Source organism: Sphingopyxis sp., assembly GCF_965227415.1.
GTDB lineage: Bacteria > Pseudomonadota > Alphaproteobacteria > Sphingomonadales > Sphingomonadaceae > Sphingopyxis.
This window is the reverse complement of record NZ_OZ245749.1, coordinates 2,342,688-2,356,620: the sequence shown is the minus strand read 5'-3', so window position 1 is coordinate 2,356,620 and position 13,933 is coordinate 2,342,688. Positions and strand designations below refer to the sequence as shown.

Here is a 13,933-nt window from a genome sequence, read left to right as displayed (position 1 = left end):
ACTGTCCTGCGATACGCGACCCGCAGGCCTTATCGACGGGGCACGGCCCGAGCGCAAGAGGGGGCCGACATCTGCTGTTCGGCCGAAGGCAGCGCTTGATTTGCGCCGCGCGCTCGCCTAGCGGCGGCCCCAGAAACCGGAGATTTTTTGATGACCGATACGCCCCCCGACCATTTGTCGACCAACCCGCGCTCGCCCCATTTCAACATGGACGTGCTGCAGCGCGGCATCGGAATCCGCTTCAAGGGCAAGGAGCGCACCGACGTCGAGGAATATTCGATCTCGGAAGGCTGGATTCGCGTCGCCGCAGGCAAGTCGAAAGACCGTTTCGGTCAGGCGATGACGATCAAGTTGTCGGGCGAAGTCGAGGCATGGTTCGAGGATGCTGCCGCCGAAGGCGGCGAAACGTCGGAAGACTGACGCGGCTTAAAGGGGGAAGCCACCCGGAAGGGTGACCCCCCGGATGGCTTCTGTGCCCGTCAGTGGCCCTGGAGGGTAGTGGGGGGCAGGGCTCAGCTGCCGAGCGAAGCGGCGATGAGTTCGAGACCGTTGCCGGGCTTCCAATTGTTGTTCGCCCATACAGGCGCGTCAAACGCATCATGATCGGGGCGCGCATTGCCGCCCGCATAGATAAAGCCCTGCACGGGATTGGCGCGCAGTCCCAGGTCGCCGATCGGTGCATACCACACGCGCACCAGGCTCCAGTCACCGCGGTCGCTGACATCGACGACGCGCACGTTGCGCTCGATCTGGCCGCGACGGCCATTGATCGGCGACCAGTTGGCATGGTCGATCAGGATTTCCCGGTCGCTGAGGATCTTCTTGACGACGGCAACATGGCCGAGCGGCATGCCGCCGGTGCCGGAAAAGGCCATCACGGCGCCCTTGCGGGGCTCTTGGCCGCGGTCGTAGGTGCCCGCGGCTTGCGACCACCAGGTTTTGGCATTGCCGCGAATTTCGACGCCCGATTCGGCACGGGCGAAGGGGACGCACTGCAGATAGTCGCGCGCGGTTGCCGGAACGCTGGCAAGCAGCGAGACGCACAGGGCGAGAGCACCCAGACAGCGGCGATTGATCATGGAAGGCGACCCCCGTTTGGCTTGTCTTCAAGCGTTGGAGTGTCATTGCCGCAGCAGCGCCGGGGCACCAACCGGATAGCGGTGAATTGCGCCCATCATGCGATGAGCGGGGGAACCTTTTGTTAAGTCGTTCAATTCGTCGCGCGAGCGGTTCAGCTCACCGCCGTCAAGCGGCTACGGTCGACATCGTCTCGGGCGGACGGAACAGCGTGAGCACATCGGGCGCGGGCATCGGGCGGCCATAATAATAGCCCTGGATGTTGCTGCAGCCGAGCGTGCGGAGCGTGTCCACCTCGACTTCGGTTTCGGCGCCTTCGGCCGTGGTCGACATGCCGAGGCTGTCGGCGAGCGCGACGACGGCGCGGATGATCGCGATCGATTCGATGCTGCCCTTGGCCGCGCCGACGACGAAGCTGCGATCGACCTTGATCGTCGAGAATTGCGTCTTGCGCAGATAGCCGAGCGACGAATAGCCGGTCCCGAAATCGTCGAGGCTGAGCCGGATGCCGAGCCCGATCAGCTGATCGAGCAATTGCGCGGCACCGCCGCCGTCGCGCAGGAAGACGCTTTCGGTGACCTCGACCTCGAGCCGCTGAGGCGGCAGGCCGCTTTGCGCCAGCGCCGACACGACGACCGAAGCAAAGGCGGGATCGGTGAGCTGTTCGGCCGACACGTTGACCGCGACCTTCAGGTTCGACGGCCATTTCATCGCTTCGTGGCACGCGGTCCGCAGCACCCATTCGCCGATCGGCGAGATCAGGCGGCTGTCCTCGGCCAGCGGGATGAAACGGCCGGGCGAGACATTGCCCAGCTTCTTGTTCTGCCAGCGGATCAGCGCCTCGAAGCCGTTGAGCGTGCCATCGGCTGCGGTGACCACCGGCTGGTAATAGAGTTCGAACTCGCCGCGATCGAGCGCGCCGCGCAGTTCCTGCTCCATCACGCGCCGTTCCTCGGCCTGCGCATGGAGCGAGGCGACATAGCCGGCCACGACGTTGCCGCCCTTGTCCTTCGATTTATACAGCGCAAGGTCGGCGTTGCGGGTCAGCGTCTCGACCGTCGCGCCGTCGGTCGGGCCGATCGCAAAGCCGACGCTGGCGCCGACGAAGAGCTGGTGATTGTCGACCACATAGGGCCGGCTGATCGACGAAATGATGCGGTTGGCCAAGTCTTCGGCGTCGATTGACGAGGGGACATTGTGGAGCACCACCGCGAACTCGTCGCCGCCCAGGCGGCCGCAGGTCATGCCGCGCTCCATCATCCCCTTGAGCCGCGCGGCCACTTGCGCGAGCAGCTTGTCGCCAACGGGGTGGCCGAGCGTATCATTGACCGCCTTGAAGCGGTCGAGATCGATCATCAGCATCGCGCAGCGTGATTTGGCTTCGATCGCCTGCTGGAGCGCGCGCGCCAGATCCTCGTGCAGGCTGAGGCGGTTGGGCAGTCCCGTCAGATTGTCGAAGCGCGCCATTTTGGCGATCTGCTCGGCGGTTGCATGCTGTTCGGTGACATCCGAGCCGACGCCGCGGAAGCCCAGAAATTTGCCGGCTTCATCGAGGCGCGGCGAAGCAGAAAGTTCCCACCAGCGCGGCTTGCCGCCGATCGTCACGGGAACGATCAGGTTCGAAAAGCTTTCGCGCCGCTTCATCCGCTCGGCCATGTCGTGCAGCGTCTTCGGGAAATTCCCCGTTTCCCACGCATCGCCCGACAGCGCCTGTAGCAGCGGTAGGCCCTCGAGTGCTTCGGCGGTGCCGCCCAGCGCATAGGCAAGACGCGGCGAGATGTGGATCAGGCGGCGGCTGTTGTCGGTCTGCCACAGCCAGTCCGCCGAGGTTTCCTCGAACTCGCGCAGCAGCAGGCTGACCGTTTCGCTCTTTTCGTGCAGCGTTTCCTCGGCGCGGCGGAAGCGGACATGCGCCTGCGCGAAGCGAACGCAAAAGAGGCTGAGCAGGACGCCTGCAACGACCGCAACCCCGGCGAGCGTCGACGAGCCCGCGGCAAACAGCGCGGCGCTGGCCGACAGGCTGACCGGCGCGATGAACAGGATGCAGGCCCGGGGAAGGCTGTGCGCCACGATCGCCAGCGTCAGCATCATGAGCAGCGAGATCGCCCACATCGACAGTGCATGGTCGAGCGGCGGGGTCAGACCGCGAAGCCAGAAAGGGAGCGACCAGACAGCCGCCGACAAGAGCGCGTGGCGGCTGCACAGCCGAAATTCGGCGATGCCGGGCGATTTGGGGTCGCCAAGCGGCATCGTGGCGAAGACGCGGTACGACCAGAGGCTGAAGCCCATGGCGCCCGCCAGCCAGCCGCTGACGATCGGCCAGGCCATGCTGTGGACCATGGTGAAAGCGGCGAGGAGCGCCATGCCAATGCCCATCCACAGGCGCAGTCGGCCTTTGCCGCGAAGCGGTGCAAGTTGAAGCTGGCGTAGGTCGCCCACGTCCTCATCGCGCGGCTCCAGCCCCAAAAGGGTCCGCGCAGGAATATCGTTGGCAACTATCTGGTCGGTCAGCAAACTCTTCACGCGAGCATGCTTAGCGGCTGCGGGTTACCCGAACGTAACTATGGGGCTGTTCCGTCGCGAAATTTTTGTCCCGTCGCGGGACGCAAATCGCGCGCCGCGATCAGGCGGCGAGGCGGAAAGGCTGGATTTCGCCGGCAAGATATTGCGCGCGCGCTTTCGACCGGCTGAGCTTGCCCGAACTGGTGCGCGGCAGGGTGCGTGGCGGGATCAGCTCGATCAGGCAATTCATGCCGGTGATCGCACGGACGCGGTCGCGAATCTTTTCGCGCAGCACGACGCGTTCATTCTCGTCGCTGGTCCGGCACTGGACGAGCACCGCCGGCGTCTCTTCGCCGCCTGGCGCGGTGATCGCGAACGCGGCAATATCGCCGGACTTGAAGCCGGGCAGCTGTTCGACAGCCCATTCGATATCCTGCGGCCAGTGATTCTTGCCATTGATGATGATCATGTCTTTGGCGCGGCCGACGATATAGATGTAACCATGTGATAAATAACCCATATCACCGGTATCGAGCCAGCCGTCGGCCATGCAGGCGGCGGTCGCTTCGGGGTCGCGGAAATAGCCGGTCATCAGCGACGGGCCCGTGCACCACACCTTGCCGACGGTCTGGTCGGGCAGAATGTTGCCGGCTTCGTCGCGGACCTCGATCGTCATGTCGCGCGCAGCGCGGCCGCAATTGACGATCGCGCGATAGCGGGTCGGTCGACCTGCGTCGCCTGCCGCGCCCGACAACTCGGTTTCCTCGACCAGTTCGACCACGATCCCTTCGCCGGGCGGCATGATGCTGACCGCCAGCGTCGCTTCGGCCAGGCCATAGCTTGGCAGGAAAGCGCTCGCCTTGAAGCCCGCTTCGGCAAAGGCGTCGACGAAATGCTGCATCACATCGGGGCGAATCATGTCGGCGCCGTTGCCTGCGACACGCCAGCGCGACAGGTCGAAGCGGTCGGCGACGTGCGTCTGGCTCGACACGCGGCGCGAACAAATATCGTAGCCGAAGGTCGGCGAATAGCTGAGCGTCGTGCCCTGGTTGCGGCTGATCAGGTCGAGCCACGCGAGCGGACGGCGGGCGAAATCCTCGGTCTTCAGATAGTCGACCGACACCTGATTCGCGACTGGCGAGAGCAGGCAGCCGACCAGGCCCATGTCGTGATACCAGGGCAGCCACGACACGCAGCGATCGGTATCGCGCACTTCCATCCCGTGCGAGTGCGCGGCAAGATTGTTGAGCAGGGCCGCATGGGTCACCGCGACGCCGTGCGGGAAACGCGTCGAGCCGCTGCTATACTGGAGGTAACAGGTCTCGTCGGTCTTCTGCTCGGGCAGAGCGGCGACCGGCGCCGGGCGCGCTTCGAATTCGGCCCAGTCCATCGGCACGACGCCGCGCTGTTCGGCGGCTTCGGCCGCCATCGCCGCGATCTCGGGCGGAAAAAACAGCATCTTGGGATCGGAGCTGGTGAGCTGGACGACCAGCTGGCCGACATAGCTGTCGCGTCCGCCGAAGCTGGTCGGCAGCGGCAGCGGGACCGGCCAGGCGCCAGCATAGATGGTGCCGAAAAACAGCGCCGCGAATTCGGGGCCGGTCTCTGCGATCAGCGCAATCCGGTCGTTCGGCTGAACCCCCGCGGCGATCAGCCGGTACGCGGCCTGAAGCGCGTCGGTCTTGAGTTCGCTATAGGGATAGGGTCGCACGAGCTTGCCGCGTGGATCGTGGAAATTGAGCCCGCGCGTGCCGCTCGCGGCATAGTCGAGTGCTTCGCCGACGGTGGCGAAGTCCGAAAAGCGGCGCGGCTGGGCGCAGTCGGTCGGGGTGGGGACAAGGTCCTCCACCGCAGAAGCAGATTGATCGGTCATAGGGCGTGCTGGGTCCCGGGAAACGGGTCGCGTGGCAACAATCATGTCATCTTTTGAGGCCATGGTGACGGTGCGCGATCCCTATTGTTGGAACAAATTGGCCCGTTTCCGGGCTTTGTTGCCCGATATGGCGGCGCTGCTCGTTCTCAATCAGGCCCGACTGTGGCATAAACATGGCATGGGCACCAGCCGCACGCCATCCGACCGCTCCAGAAAGCGGCTTACCGCAGCGCGGCTCGACGAGCTGGGGCTGAGCTATGTCGCGCGATTCGCGACGAGCCGCGCCAAGCTGACGCGCTATCTTTCACGAAAAATTCGCGAATCCGAATGGGTCGACGATCTCGATCCGGTGGCAGCGTGCGAGGCGGTTGCCGACCGGATGGAGCGGCTGCAATTTCTGGACGACCGACAATATGCGACGATGCGCGCAGGGGCGATGACGCGGCGCGGGCTGGGCGTGCGGCGCGTCAAGGCGCAACTCTTCGTCGACGGCATCGCGCCCGAGGATAGCGGCGAGGCGATCGCCGAAGCCGAAGACAATGCGATGGCGGCAGCGGTCCGCTTTGCCCGACGCCGCCGTTTCGGGCCCTTTGCGGTCCAGCCGGCCAGCGATCCCGCTGCGCGCGAACGGCAGGTTGCTGCTTTTGCGCGCGCGGGACACAGCCTGGCGCTTGCACGCCGGATCCTGGCGGTCCCGCCGGGGGACGAGCAGGCGCTGGCAGCGCTGGACGCCGAGACGGTGCTCGATTAGGTCCCGCGGGACGAGTTGACCGGAAGGGAATTGCCGATGCGCGCCATATTGATCGCTCTTGGCCTGACGCTTGCCCTGCCGGTTGCGGCGTGCAGCAAGGATGCTGGCGGCGAAGCTGAAAATTCCCAGACGATTCCGCTGACGATCGACATGGCGGGCACGGCGCACCGGTTCAAGGTCGAGGTCGCGCGTAGCGAGGCCGAGCAGGAACAGGGGCTGATGCTCCGCATGGGGCTGCCCGTCGATGGCGGCATGCTGTTTCCGTTTGCCAAACCCAAAATCGCGAGCTTCTGGATGAAGAATACGATCATCCCGCTCGACATGATCTTCGTTCGTGCCGACGGGAGCATCGACCGGATCGCCGAAAACACGATTCCCGAATCGCTCGAACCCGTGGTCAGCGGCGGCGAGGTCGCGGCGGTGCTCGAACTTGCGGGCGGCACGGCGGCAAAGCTGGGCATCGACGAGACCGCGAAGGTCACATGGACGGACAAGAAATAACGCCGCGCCGCGCGGTTTCGCGCTTGCGGAGCGCGCACCCTTGCCTGTAAACGCCACGCCATGACGATCCTCGGCAAGACTTTCACCTGGTGGGACGGCGCGACCGTCGGCACGCTGCTGAACAGCTGGAGAACCGGCGAAAAGGTCGGCGAGGACAGCCTTGGCAACCGCTATTTCCGTGCGAAAAAGGGCACCCGCCGCTGGGTCCTGTATAACGGCTCGAACGATGCGAGCCGCGTTCCGCCCGAATGGCATGGCTGGTTACATGGCACGCTCGACGAGCTGCCGGGCGACATGCTGCCCGCGCCGCGCGCGTGGGAGCAGGAACCGACCGCGAATCTGACCGGCAGCCTTGGTGCCTATCGCCCCGCGGGTGCGCTCGAACGCGGCGGCCACCGCGCCGCGGCGACGGGCGATTATGAGGCGTGGCGTCCCGGCGCCGACTGAGCTTCGTGGCCTCGAACACCATCCGGATTGCGCTTCTGGCGCTGGTCGCGGCGACCGCACTGTCCGCGTGCAACCGCAGCAACGACAATGGCAAACGTCCGGGCGAGGCGACGTCGCAGCTCGCGAAATCCGAACGCGTCCGCAAGGAAGTCGGCGGGATCGAGGGGGCGACGCCGATGGAGCAGCGCGTCGCGATCGTCGGCCTGCTCAACAAGCGCAACGGCCTGGTCCGCGATCTCGAGATGAAACCCGGCGATACGGTTCGTTCCGGCCGCGCGATCGTTCGCCTGCGCGCGTGCGAGACGACGGCGCCATGGGAAGAGCCGCCTGAAACCGGCGCTTTCGTCCAGCTGACGGTGCAGGATCAGCGCGACGACAAATGGTATCGCGTGTTCTCGGGCTGGCTGTTCAAGGAACGGCCCGAGCGCAACGTCATCCAGCACCCGATCTATGACGTCTTCGTCAAAAGCTGCGCGATGACATATCCGGGCGGCGAACCCGTGACGCGTCCGGCGCCCAAATCGGCTGCTGCGCCCAAGCCGTCGAGCGCGCCCCAGTCGCCCGCAACGAACGGCGGCGAAGGCACGCCCGCACCAGCCGCACCCGCACCGGCCGCGCCGAAAGCCGCGCCGGCGCCATCCGACAACACCGAATAGAGCCGCCGCAGATAGTCGGCCTGCGGGATTTCGATCGCGCCAAGGCTTTCCAGATGCGGGGTGATGAACTGGCAGTCGAGCAGCTGCCAGCCGCCGGCCTTGAGCCGCGCCACCAGATGCGCCAGCGCGACTTTCGACGCATCTCGCGCGCGGCTGACCATCGATTCGCCGAAAAAGGCACGACCGAGCGAAACGCCGTACAGGCCGCCGACCAGATCGTCCCCCGACCAGCATTCGATGCTGTGCGCATGGCCGAGCTGGAACAATCGCTCATAGCTCGTCTTGATGACGGGGTTGATCCACGTCGTCGGCCTATCGTCGGCGGACTCGGCGCACAGCGCCATCATCGCGCGGAACGCGGTGTCGGTCGTGACGCGAAACCGGTCGGCGACGATGACTTTCCTGAGGCTCTTCGACAGATGGAAGCCGCCGAGCGGCAGGATCGCACGCAGTCGCGGTTCGACCCAATGGACCGACGGGTCATCCGCCCCGTCGGCCATCGGGAACAGCCCCTGCGCATAGGCGCTGAGCAGCAGCGCGGGGTCTATGGCTTCGATGTGCCTCAGCGTGCGGGCTTCACTAATTTCAGCGTCATGCGATCCGATTCGCCGATCGCCAGATATTTCTCGCGGTCCTTGTCGCCGTCGCGAAGGTTCGGCGGCAACGTCCAGACGCCGTTCGGATAATCGTGCGTGTCCTTGGGGTTGGCATTGATGTCGCTTTCACCCGCGAGCTTGAACCCGGCCGCTTCGGCGAACGCGACGATCGACGAGCGCTTCATATAGCCGCTCTTTTCCTCCAGCGCCGAATCCATGTCTTCGGGCAGGCGATGTTCCTCGATCCCGAGGACGCCGCCGGGTTTTAGCATGGCGTAGATCTGGCGGAAGGCGTCGGCGGTGTTGTCCTTGCCGCCGAAGCGCCAGTTGTGGACGTTGCGAAAGGTCAGCACCGCATCGGCGCTGCCGTCGGGAACCTTCGGGCCGGCGCCGGTGCCGGGGAATTCGGCAAGCTTGAGCGCGCCATAAGTGGCGGCGTCGGCGGCCTGCTTGTCCTTGATCCGTGCGAGGCCCTTCTCCCAGGGCGCCGCCGCATAGAGCGTGCCGCCGCCGGCTTTGGAAAGCGGCGCCAGGATCTCGGTATACCAGCCCCCGCCGGGCCACAGCTCGACCACCGTATCGCCCGGCTTCACGCCGAAGAAGGCGAGCGTTTCGGCGGGGTGGCGGTATGTGTCGCGCGCGACGTTCGCTGCGGTACGCGTCGGCGCCGCGACGGCGGCGGCAATGGCGTCGCCGCTCTGGCTTGCGGTCGTGGCGAGGGCGGGGGCGGCAAGCGCGACGAGAGCACTTGCAACGAGGATCAGCGGACGCATATGGGCACCTCTCATTTTTCTCTCGGCGAGAGACTGGGGGGGGAAGTGGCCCCTGTTTGCGAAGGGACGCGCCTCAATGCAAGGGTCGATGCTGACGGTGAGTGCGGTCAGCGCCGCGGTCGCGGTCATTGCCGAAGTCGCCGACTATCGCCGCCGTCACCGGCGCGACGTCGACGATGTCGGTTTCATGCCGTGGCGGAGCATTGCGCTGACCGCCGTAACGGTTGCGCTGTTCGCGGCGGCGATGGGGTTGAAGCCTTAGAGGCAGGCCTCGAGATACGGCTGATCGAAGCCGTATTGGCGTGCTTTTTCAAGTGTATAGGGGCGCAGGCCCATCGCGCGATATTCGCCGATGATCTTGCCGTCCTTGTCCTCGTCCTGATATTCGAACTTGAACAATTCCTGGGTGACGATCACGTCGCCTTCCATCCCGATCACTTCGGTGACGTTGGTGACGCGGCGCGAACCGTCGCGCAGGCGCTTGATCTGGACGATCAGGTCGACCGAATCGGCGATCTGCTTCGAGATTGCTTCCTTCGGAATCTTGATGTCGCCCATCAGCACCATATTTTCCATACGGCCCAGGCATTCTCGCGGCGAGTTGCTGTGGAGCGTACACATCGATCCGTCGTGACCCGTGTTCATCGCGGCGAGAAGGTCGAAACACTCGGCGCCACGGACTTCGCCCATGATGATACGGTCGGGGCGCATACGCAGAGCGTTCTTCACCAGATCGCCCATGTGGATCGCGCCATTGCCCTCGAGGTTCGCGGGGCGCGTTTCGAGCGGCAGCCAGTGCGGCTGTTGCAGGCGAAGTTCGGCCGCATCTTCGATCGTGAGCACGCGTTCGCCGGGATCGATCATCTTTGACAAGGCGTTGAGCATCGTCGTCTTGCCCGAACCCGTGCCACCCGAAATCACGATGTTGAAACGGCTCGCGCCCGCAATCTTGAGCGCGGTGCACATTTTCTGACTCATCGCGCCCCATTGGTGGAGCATGTCGAGCGTGATCGGCTTGGCCGAGAATTTACGAATCGAGATCGCGGTGCCGCGAAGCGACAGCGGCGGCACGATGACGTTGACGCGGCTGCCGTCCTTGAGACGGGCGTCGGCCAGCGGGGTGGTCTGGTCGACGCGGCGGCCGACCAGGTTGCAGATGCGCTGTGCGATCTGGAAGAGATGCTGTTCGTCGCGGAACTGGATCGGCGCGATGACCAGCTGGCCCTTCTTTTCGATATAGGTCTGATAGGGCCCGTTGACCATGATGTCGGAAATATCGGGGTCGGCGAGCAGCTCTTCGAGCGGGCCGAAGCCGAGCAGTTCGTCGACGAGCACCTTTTCGAGCGCGAACTGCTCGCGGCGGTTCAACGTGATGCGCAGTTCCGCGAGCACTTCGAGGATGATCGGCCGGAATTCCTCGGTCAGCTCGTCCTTGCTCAGCGTCGCCGCGGCTTCGGGATCGACGCGTTCGAGCAGGCGCGGCAGCACCTGTTCCTTGATCTTGTGGACGCTGGCTTCGAATCCTTGCGCCTTTTCAGGCTCCATCGCCTCGGCGGTCGAACGCTGGTTCAGCCGCTCCATCGCCTCTTCTTCGGGCGAGAGGTTCGACGGAATCGGCGGCGGTGCTTCGGGGGACGGCGTCTCGATGGCAGGGAATTGCGAGCCGCCACCCATGCCGGAGCCAGACTGCATCGGCTTGGCCACGCCAAAGGCGGGGCGGCCAGCGGTACCGGGTCGGCGTCCGAATGCGCTCATTTCATCATCCTGCTTCGAATCTGCATGTGCGGGGATCGGCCGATTTCCATGGCAAACCCCCATCCGACACGGTGAATAAATCGGAAACTTTGATATTCTCCTAATGCGCGGTGACGATTGCGGCGTTTGACGCAAAAAGGCCCGCATCGGACGATGCGGGCCTTTGAAGTGCAGCGAAAAGCTGAAAAATCAGTTGGCGATATGCTCGGCGAGGACGGTCAGGCCGGCCTCGTTCACTTCGGCGAAGCCGCCTTCGACCTCGATCACTTCGGGCGCCGCGCCGTTGGTGGCATAGATGGTCAGCGGGCCGTTGCGCAGCGTCGCCATGAACGGCGCATGGCCTTCGAGCACCGAGAAGTCGCCTTCGGCGCCGGGCACGGTGACCATATAGACGTCGATCGACCGCTCGAGGCGGGCGGGGGTGACGAGTTCGAACTTGAGGGCCATATCAGTCTCTCATTTCCCTCCCGCCGCGGCGGGAGGGGAAACAGGGGTTTATGCGGCGTCCGCGGCCAGCTTCGCGGCCTTGGCGACCGCTTCTTCGATGCCGCCGACCATATAGAAGGCCGCTTCGGGAAGATGGTCATACTCGCCGTCGACAACGGCCTTGAACGACTTCACCGTGTCTTCGATCGCGACGAACTTGCCGGGGATGTTGGTGAAGACTTCGGCGACGTGGAACGGCTGCGACAGGAAACGCTGGATCTTGCGCGCGCGGGCGACGACCAGCTTATCTTCTTCGCTCAGCTCGTCCATGCCGAGAATGGCGATGATGTCCTGAAGCGACTTGTACTTCTGCAGCGTTTCCTGAACGCGGCGAGCGGTCTCATAATGCTCCTGGCCGACGATCGCGGCGGTCAGCACGCGGCTGGTCGAATCGAGCGGATCGACCGCCGGATAGATGCCGAGTTCCGAAATTGCGCGGTTCAGCGTCGTCGTCGCGTCCAAGTGAGCGAAGGAGGTTGCCGGGGCAGGGTCGGTCAAGTCATCCGCGGGAACATAGATGGCCTGCACCGAAGTGATCGAGCCCTTGTTCGTCGAGGTGATGCGTTCCTGCAGCGCGCCCATGTCGGTCGACAGCGTCGGCTGATAGCCCACCGCCGAAGGAATACGGCCGAGCAGTGCCGACACTTCCGAACCCGCCTGGGTAAAGCGGAAGATGTTGTCGACGAAGAAGAGCACGTCCTGGCCTTCCTGGTCGCGGAAATATTCGGCGATCGTCAGGCCCGAGAGCGCGACGCGGGCGCGGGCGCCCGGCGGCTCGTTCATCTGGCCGAACACCAGCGCAACCTTCGACCCTTCGGGGGTCGGGTTGCCGTCCTTGTCCTTGGCGATAACGCCGGCGTCGAGGAATTCGTGATACAGATCGTTGCCTTCGCGGGTGCGTTCACCGACGCCCGCGAACACCGACGTACCACCATGGCCCTTGGCGATGTTGTTGATCAGTTCCTGGATGAGCACGGTCTTGCCGACGCCCGCGCCGCCGAACAGGCCGATCTTGCCGCCCTTTGCGTAAGGCGCGATCAGGTCGATGACCTTGATGCCGGTGACAAGAATGCTGCTTTCGGTCGACTGGTCGACGAATTCGGGAGCCTTGGCGTGGATCGGCGCGCGGCTCGCGGCGTTGACCGGACCCTGTTCGTCGATCGGCTCGCCGATGACGTTGAGGATGCGACCGAGCGTCTGCGGGCCGACGGGAACCGAGATCTGCGCGCCGGTGTCGGTGACGGGCTGGCCGCGGGTCAGGCCGTCGGTCGCGTCCATCGCAATGGTGCGGACCGTGTTCTCGCCAAGGTGCTGCGCGACTTCGAGGACGAGGCGGTTGCCGTTGTTGTCGGTTTCGAGCGCATTCAGAATCGCGGGCAGCGTCCCCGTGAACTGGACGTCGACGACGGCGCCGATGACCTGGGCGATGCGGCCCGTGGCGATTTTGGTGCTCACGGTCTTCGGAGCAGCGGCCTTCTTCGGCGCGGCGGCCTTGGGCGCTGCGGGCTTCTTGGCGGGCGCCTTTTTCGCGGCGGTGGGTGCGGTTGCCATTGTCTTCTTCCTTGCTTGGATAGCTTACAGCGCGTCGGCGCCAGTGTCGTCGTGGGCTACAGCGCTTCCGCGCCAGCGATGATTTCAATCAGTTCGGTCGTGATCGCCGCCTGACGCGTGCGGTTGTAAATGATGGTCAGCTTGTTGATCAGGTCGCCCGCGTTGCGCGTCGCATTGTCCATTGCGGTCATCGACGCGCCCTGTTCGGACGCGGCGTTTTCGAGGATGCCCTTGAATATCTGGATCGTGATGTTGCGCGGCAGCAGGTCGGCGAGGATCGCTTCCTCGTCGGGTTCATATTCGACCGCGGCGCCGCTCGATGCCGGAACGTCGACCGGAGCGGGAACGGGGATCAGTTGCTGGCCGGTCGCTTCCTGGAGGAGCGCCGAGCGGAACTTCGAATAGAAAAGATGCGCGACGTCGAAGGCGCCGGTTTCGTACAGCTCCATGACCTTCGCCGAAATCTCGTGCGCCTGGTCGAAACCGATGTCGCGGATGCCCGTCGTCTCGTACAATTCGGTGATCTGGCCCGCGAACAGGCGTCCGATGACCGGACGGCCCTTGCGGCCGATCAGGTAGAAGAGAACCTTCTTGCCCTGCGCCTGCAATTCGAGCGCCTTGTCGCGCGCCGCCTTGACGATGTTCGAGTTGAACGCGCCGGCGAGGCCGCGGTCGCTGTTGAGCACGACGAGCAGGTGCGTGTCGGTCTTGCCGGTGCCCGAAAGAAGCTTTGGCGCGCTGTCCGACCCGCCGACCTTGGACGCCAGGCTGGCGACGACGCGTTCGAGGCGCTCGGCATAGGGACGCGCGGCTTCGGCAGCCGCCTGCGCCTTGCGCAGCTTGGCCGCCGCGACCATTTTCTTGGCCTTGGTGATCTTCTGGGTCGATTTGACCGAGTTGATCCGCCCTTTGAGTTCTTTCAGGTTTGCCATGAAGGCCCCTATATTGCGTCATCCCGGGCGCAG

Annotated in this window: 14 protein-coding genes and 1 pseudogene; 6 read left to right on the top strand and 9 right to left on the bottom strand. The window is 64.7% G+C overall.

Translation table 11 applies throughout. The annotated features are described in order from the left end of the window. Window positions 1–150: 150 nt before the first annotated feature. Window positions 151–420: a DUF3297 family protein gene (locus ACO055_RS11490; protein ID WP_422059007.1), complete on the top strand. Its 270-nt coding sequence runs from the start codon at window positions 151–153 to the stop codon at window positions 418–420. Between the two features lie 92 nt (window positions 421–512). Here ACO055_RS11490 and ACO055_RS11485 read toward each other — a convergent pair whose 3' ends face one another. From ACO055_RS11485 to ACO055_RS11475, 3 genes are all read right to left on the bottom strand, one after another. Beyond that, window positions 513–1,079: a CHAP domain-containing protein gene (locus ACO055_RS11485; RefSeq protein WP_422059006.1), complete on the bottom strand. Its 567-nt coding sequence runs from the start codon at window positions 1,077–1,079 to the stop codon at window positions 513–515. 166 nt (window positions 1,080–1,245) lie between these two features. Continuing rightward, window positions 1,246–3,600 carry a putative bifunctional diguanylate cyclase/phosphodiesterase gene (locus ACO055_RS11480; protein WP_422059005.1) on the bottom strand — a complete coding sequence of 785 codons (2,355 nt, stop codon included), beginning with the start codon at window positions 3,598–3,600 and terminating at the stop codon, window positions 1,246–1,248. Window positions 3,601–3,700: 100 nt separating this feature from the next. Then, window positions 3,701–5,452, bottom strand: a complete 1,752-nt coding sequence (locus ACO055_RS11475) for a fatty acyl-AMP ligase (RefSeq protein WP_422059004.1) — start codon at window positions 5,450–5,452, stop codon at window positions 3,701–3,703. Window positions 5,453–5,495: 43 nt separating this feature from the next. Between ACO055_RS11475 and ACO055_RS11470 the strand changes: the two genes are divergently transcribed. The 4 genes and pseudogenes from ACO055_RS11470 to ACO055_RS11455 all read left to right on the top strand — a co-directional run. Continuing rightward, on the top strand, window positions 5,496–6,203 hold the full coding sequence (locus ACO055_RS11470; protein WP_422059003.1) for a regulatory protein RecX: 708 nt from the start codon (window positions 5,496–5,498) through the stop codon (window positions 6,201–6,203). A 36-nt stretch (window positions 6,204–6,239) separates the two neighbouring features. Next, entirely contained in the window at window positions 6,240–6,704 is a 465-nt protein-coding gene (locus ACO055_RS11465; RefSeq protein ID WP_422059002.1) for a DUF192 domain-containing protein, read from the top strand. Between the two features lie 60 nt (window positions 6,705–6,764). Then, window positions 6,765–7,151, top strand: a complete 387-nt coding sequence (locus ACO055_RS11460; protein WP_422059001.1) for an NADH:ubiquinone oxidoreductase subunit NDUFA12 — start codon at window positions 6,765–6,767, stop codon at window positions 7,149–7,151. A gap of 176 nt (window positions 7,152–7,327) precedes the next feature. After that, window positions 7,328–7,564, top strand: a pseudogene (locus ACO055_RS11455) (DUF2155 domain-containing protein); the annotation flags it as partial. 35 nt (window positions 7,565–7,599) lie between these two features. Here ACO055_RS11455 and aat read toward each other — a convergent pair. Both aat and ACO055_RS11445 read right to left on the bottom strand, forming a co-directional pair. Next, on the bottom strand, window positions 7,600–8,307 hold the full coding sequence (gene aat, locus ACO055_RS11450; RefSeq protein ID WP_422059000.1) for a leucyl/phenylalanyl-tRNA--protein transferase: 708 nt from the start codon (window positions 8,305–8,307) through the stop codon (window positions 7,600–7,602). A 62-nt stretch (window positions 8,308–8,369) separates the two neighbouring features. Further along, window positions 8,370–9,176, bottom strand: coding sequence for a class I SAM-dependent methyltransferase (locus tag ACO055_RS11445; protein ID WP_422058999.1), 807 nt, complete (start codon window positions 9,174–9,176; stop codon window positions 8,370–8,372). A gap of 88 nt (window positions 9,177–9,264) precedes the next feature. On the opposite strand from ACO055_RS11445, the gene ACO055_RS11440 reads away from it, so the two are divergent. Further along, window positions 9,265–9,438, top strand: a complete 174-nt coding sequence (locus ACO055_RS11440; RefSeq protein ID WP_422058998.1) for a hypothetical protein — start codon at window positions 9,265–9,267, stop codon at window positions 9,436–9,438. On the opposite strand, the gene ACO055_RS11435 is transcribed toward ACO055_RS11440, so the two are convergent. From ACO055_RS11435 to ACO055_RS11420, 4 genes are all read right to left on the bottom strand, one after another. Next, window positions 9,435–10,931 carry a CpaF family protein gene (locus ACO055_RS11435; protein ID WP_422058997.1) on the bottom strand — a complete coding sequence of 499 codons (1,497 nt, stop codon included), beginning with the start codon at window positions 10,929–10,931 and terminating at the stop codon, window positions 9,435–9,437. The two genes, ACO055_RS11440 and ACO055_RS11435, sit on opposite strands and share 4 nt — an antisense overlap. A gap of 189 nt (window positions 10,932–11,120) precedes the next feature. Beyond that, complete coding sequence (locus ACO055_RS11430) at window positions 11,121–11,378, bottom strand: ATP synthase F1 subunit epsilon (RefSeq protein ID WP_422058996.1); 258 nt, start codon at window positions 11,376–11,378, stop codon at window positions 11,121–11,123. Between the two features lie 48 nt (window positions 11,379–11,426). After that, complete coding sequence (atpD, locus tag ACO055_RS11425; RefSeq protein WP_422058995.1) at window positions 11,427–12,968, bottom strand: F0F1 ATP synthase subunit beta; 1,542 nt, start codon at window positions 12,966–12,968, stop codon at window positions 11,427–11,429. Window positions 12,969–13,024: 56 nt separating this feature from the next. Further along, a complete protein-coding gene (locus ACO055_RS11420; protein WP_422058993.1) occupies window positions 13,025–13,900 on the bottom strand; it encodes a F0F1 ATP synthase subunit gamma in 876 nt (291 codons plus the stop codon). Window positions 13,901–13,933: the final 33 nt, after the last annotated feature.

Bases quoted from the DNA above. Each gene is read 5' to 3' on its own strand.
- ACO055_RS11420 (WP_422058993.1), bottom strand. From the start codon at position 13,900: ATGGCAAACCTGAAAGAACTCAAAGGGCGGATCAACTCGGTCAAATCG.
- ACO055_RS11485 (WP_422059006.1), bottom strand. From the start codon at position 1,079: ATGATCAATCGCCGCTGTCTGGGTGCTCTCGCCCTGTGCGTCTCGCTG.
- ACO055_RS11470 (WP_422059003.1), top strand. From the start codon at position 5,496: ATGTCATCTTTTGAGGCCATGGTGACGGTGCGCGATCCCTATTGTTGG.
- ACO055_RS11475 (WP_422059004.1), bottom strand. From the start codon at position 5,452: ATGACCGATCAATCTGCTTCTGCGGTGGAGGACCTTGTCCCCACCCCG.
- ACO055_RS11440 (WP_422058998.1), top strand. From the start codon at position 9,265: ATGCTGACGGTGAGTGCGGTCAGCGCCGCGGTCGCGGTCATTGCCGAA.
- ACO055_RS11430 (WP_422058996.1), bottom strand. From the start codon at position 11,378: ATGGCCCTCAAGTTCGAACTCGTCACCCCCGCCCGCCTCGAGCGGTCG.
- aat (WP_422059000.1), bottom strand. From the start codon at position 8,307: ATGGCCGACGGGGCGGATGACCCGTCGGTCCATTGGGTCGAACCGCGA.
- ACO055_RS11465 (WP_422059002.1), top strand. From the start codon at position 6,240: ATGCGCGCCATATTGATCGCTCTTGGCCTGACGCTTGCCCTGCCGGTT.
- ACO055_RS11435 (WP_422058997.1), bottom strand. From the start codon at position 10,931: ATGAGCGCATTCGGACGCCGACCCGGTACCGCTGGCCGCCCCGCCTTT.
- ACO055_RS11445 (WP_422058999.1), bottom strand. From the start codon at position 9,176: ATGCGTCCGCTGATCCTCGTTGCAAGTGCTCTCGTCGCGCTTGCCGCC.
- atpD (WP_422058995.1), bottom strand. From the start codon at position 12,968: ATGGCAACCGCACCCACCGCCGCGAAAAAGGCGCCCGCCAAGAAGCCC.
- ACO055_RS11460 (WP_422059001.1), top strand. From the start codon at position 6,765: ATGACGATCCTCGGCAAGACTTTCACCTGGTGGGACGGCGCGACCGTC.
- ACO055_RS11490 (WP_422059007.1), top strand. From the start codon at position 151: ATGACCGATACGCCCCCCGACCATTTGTCGACCAACCCGCGCTCGCCC.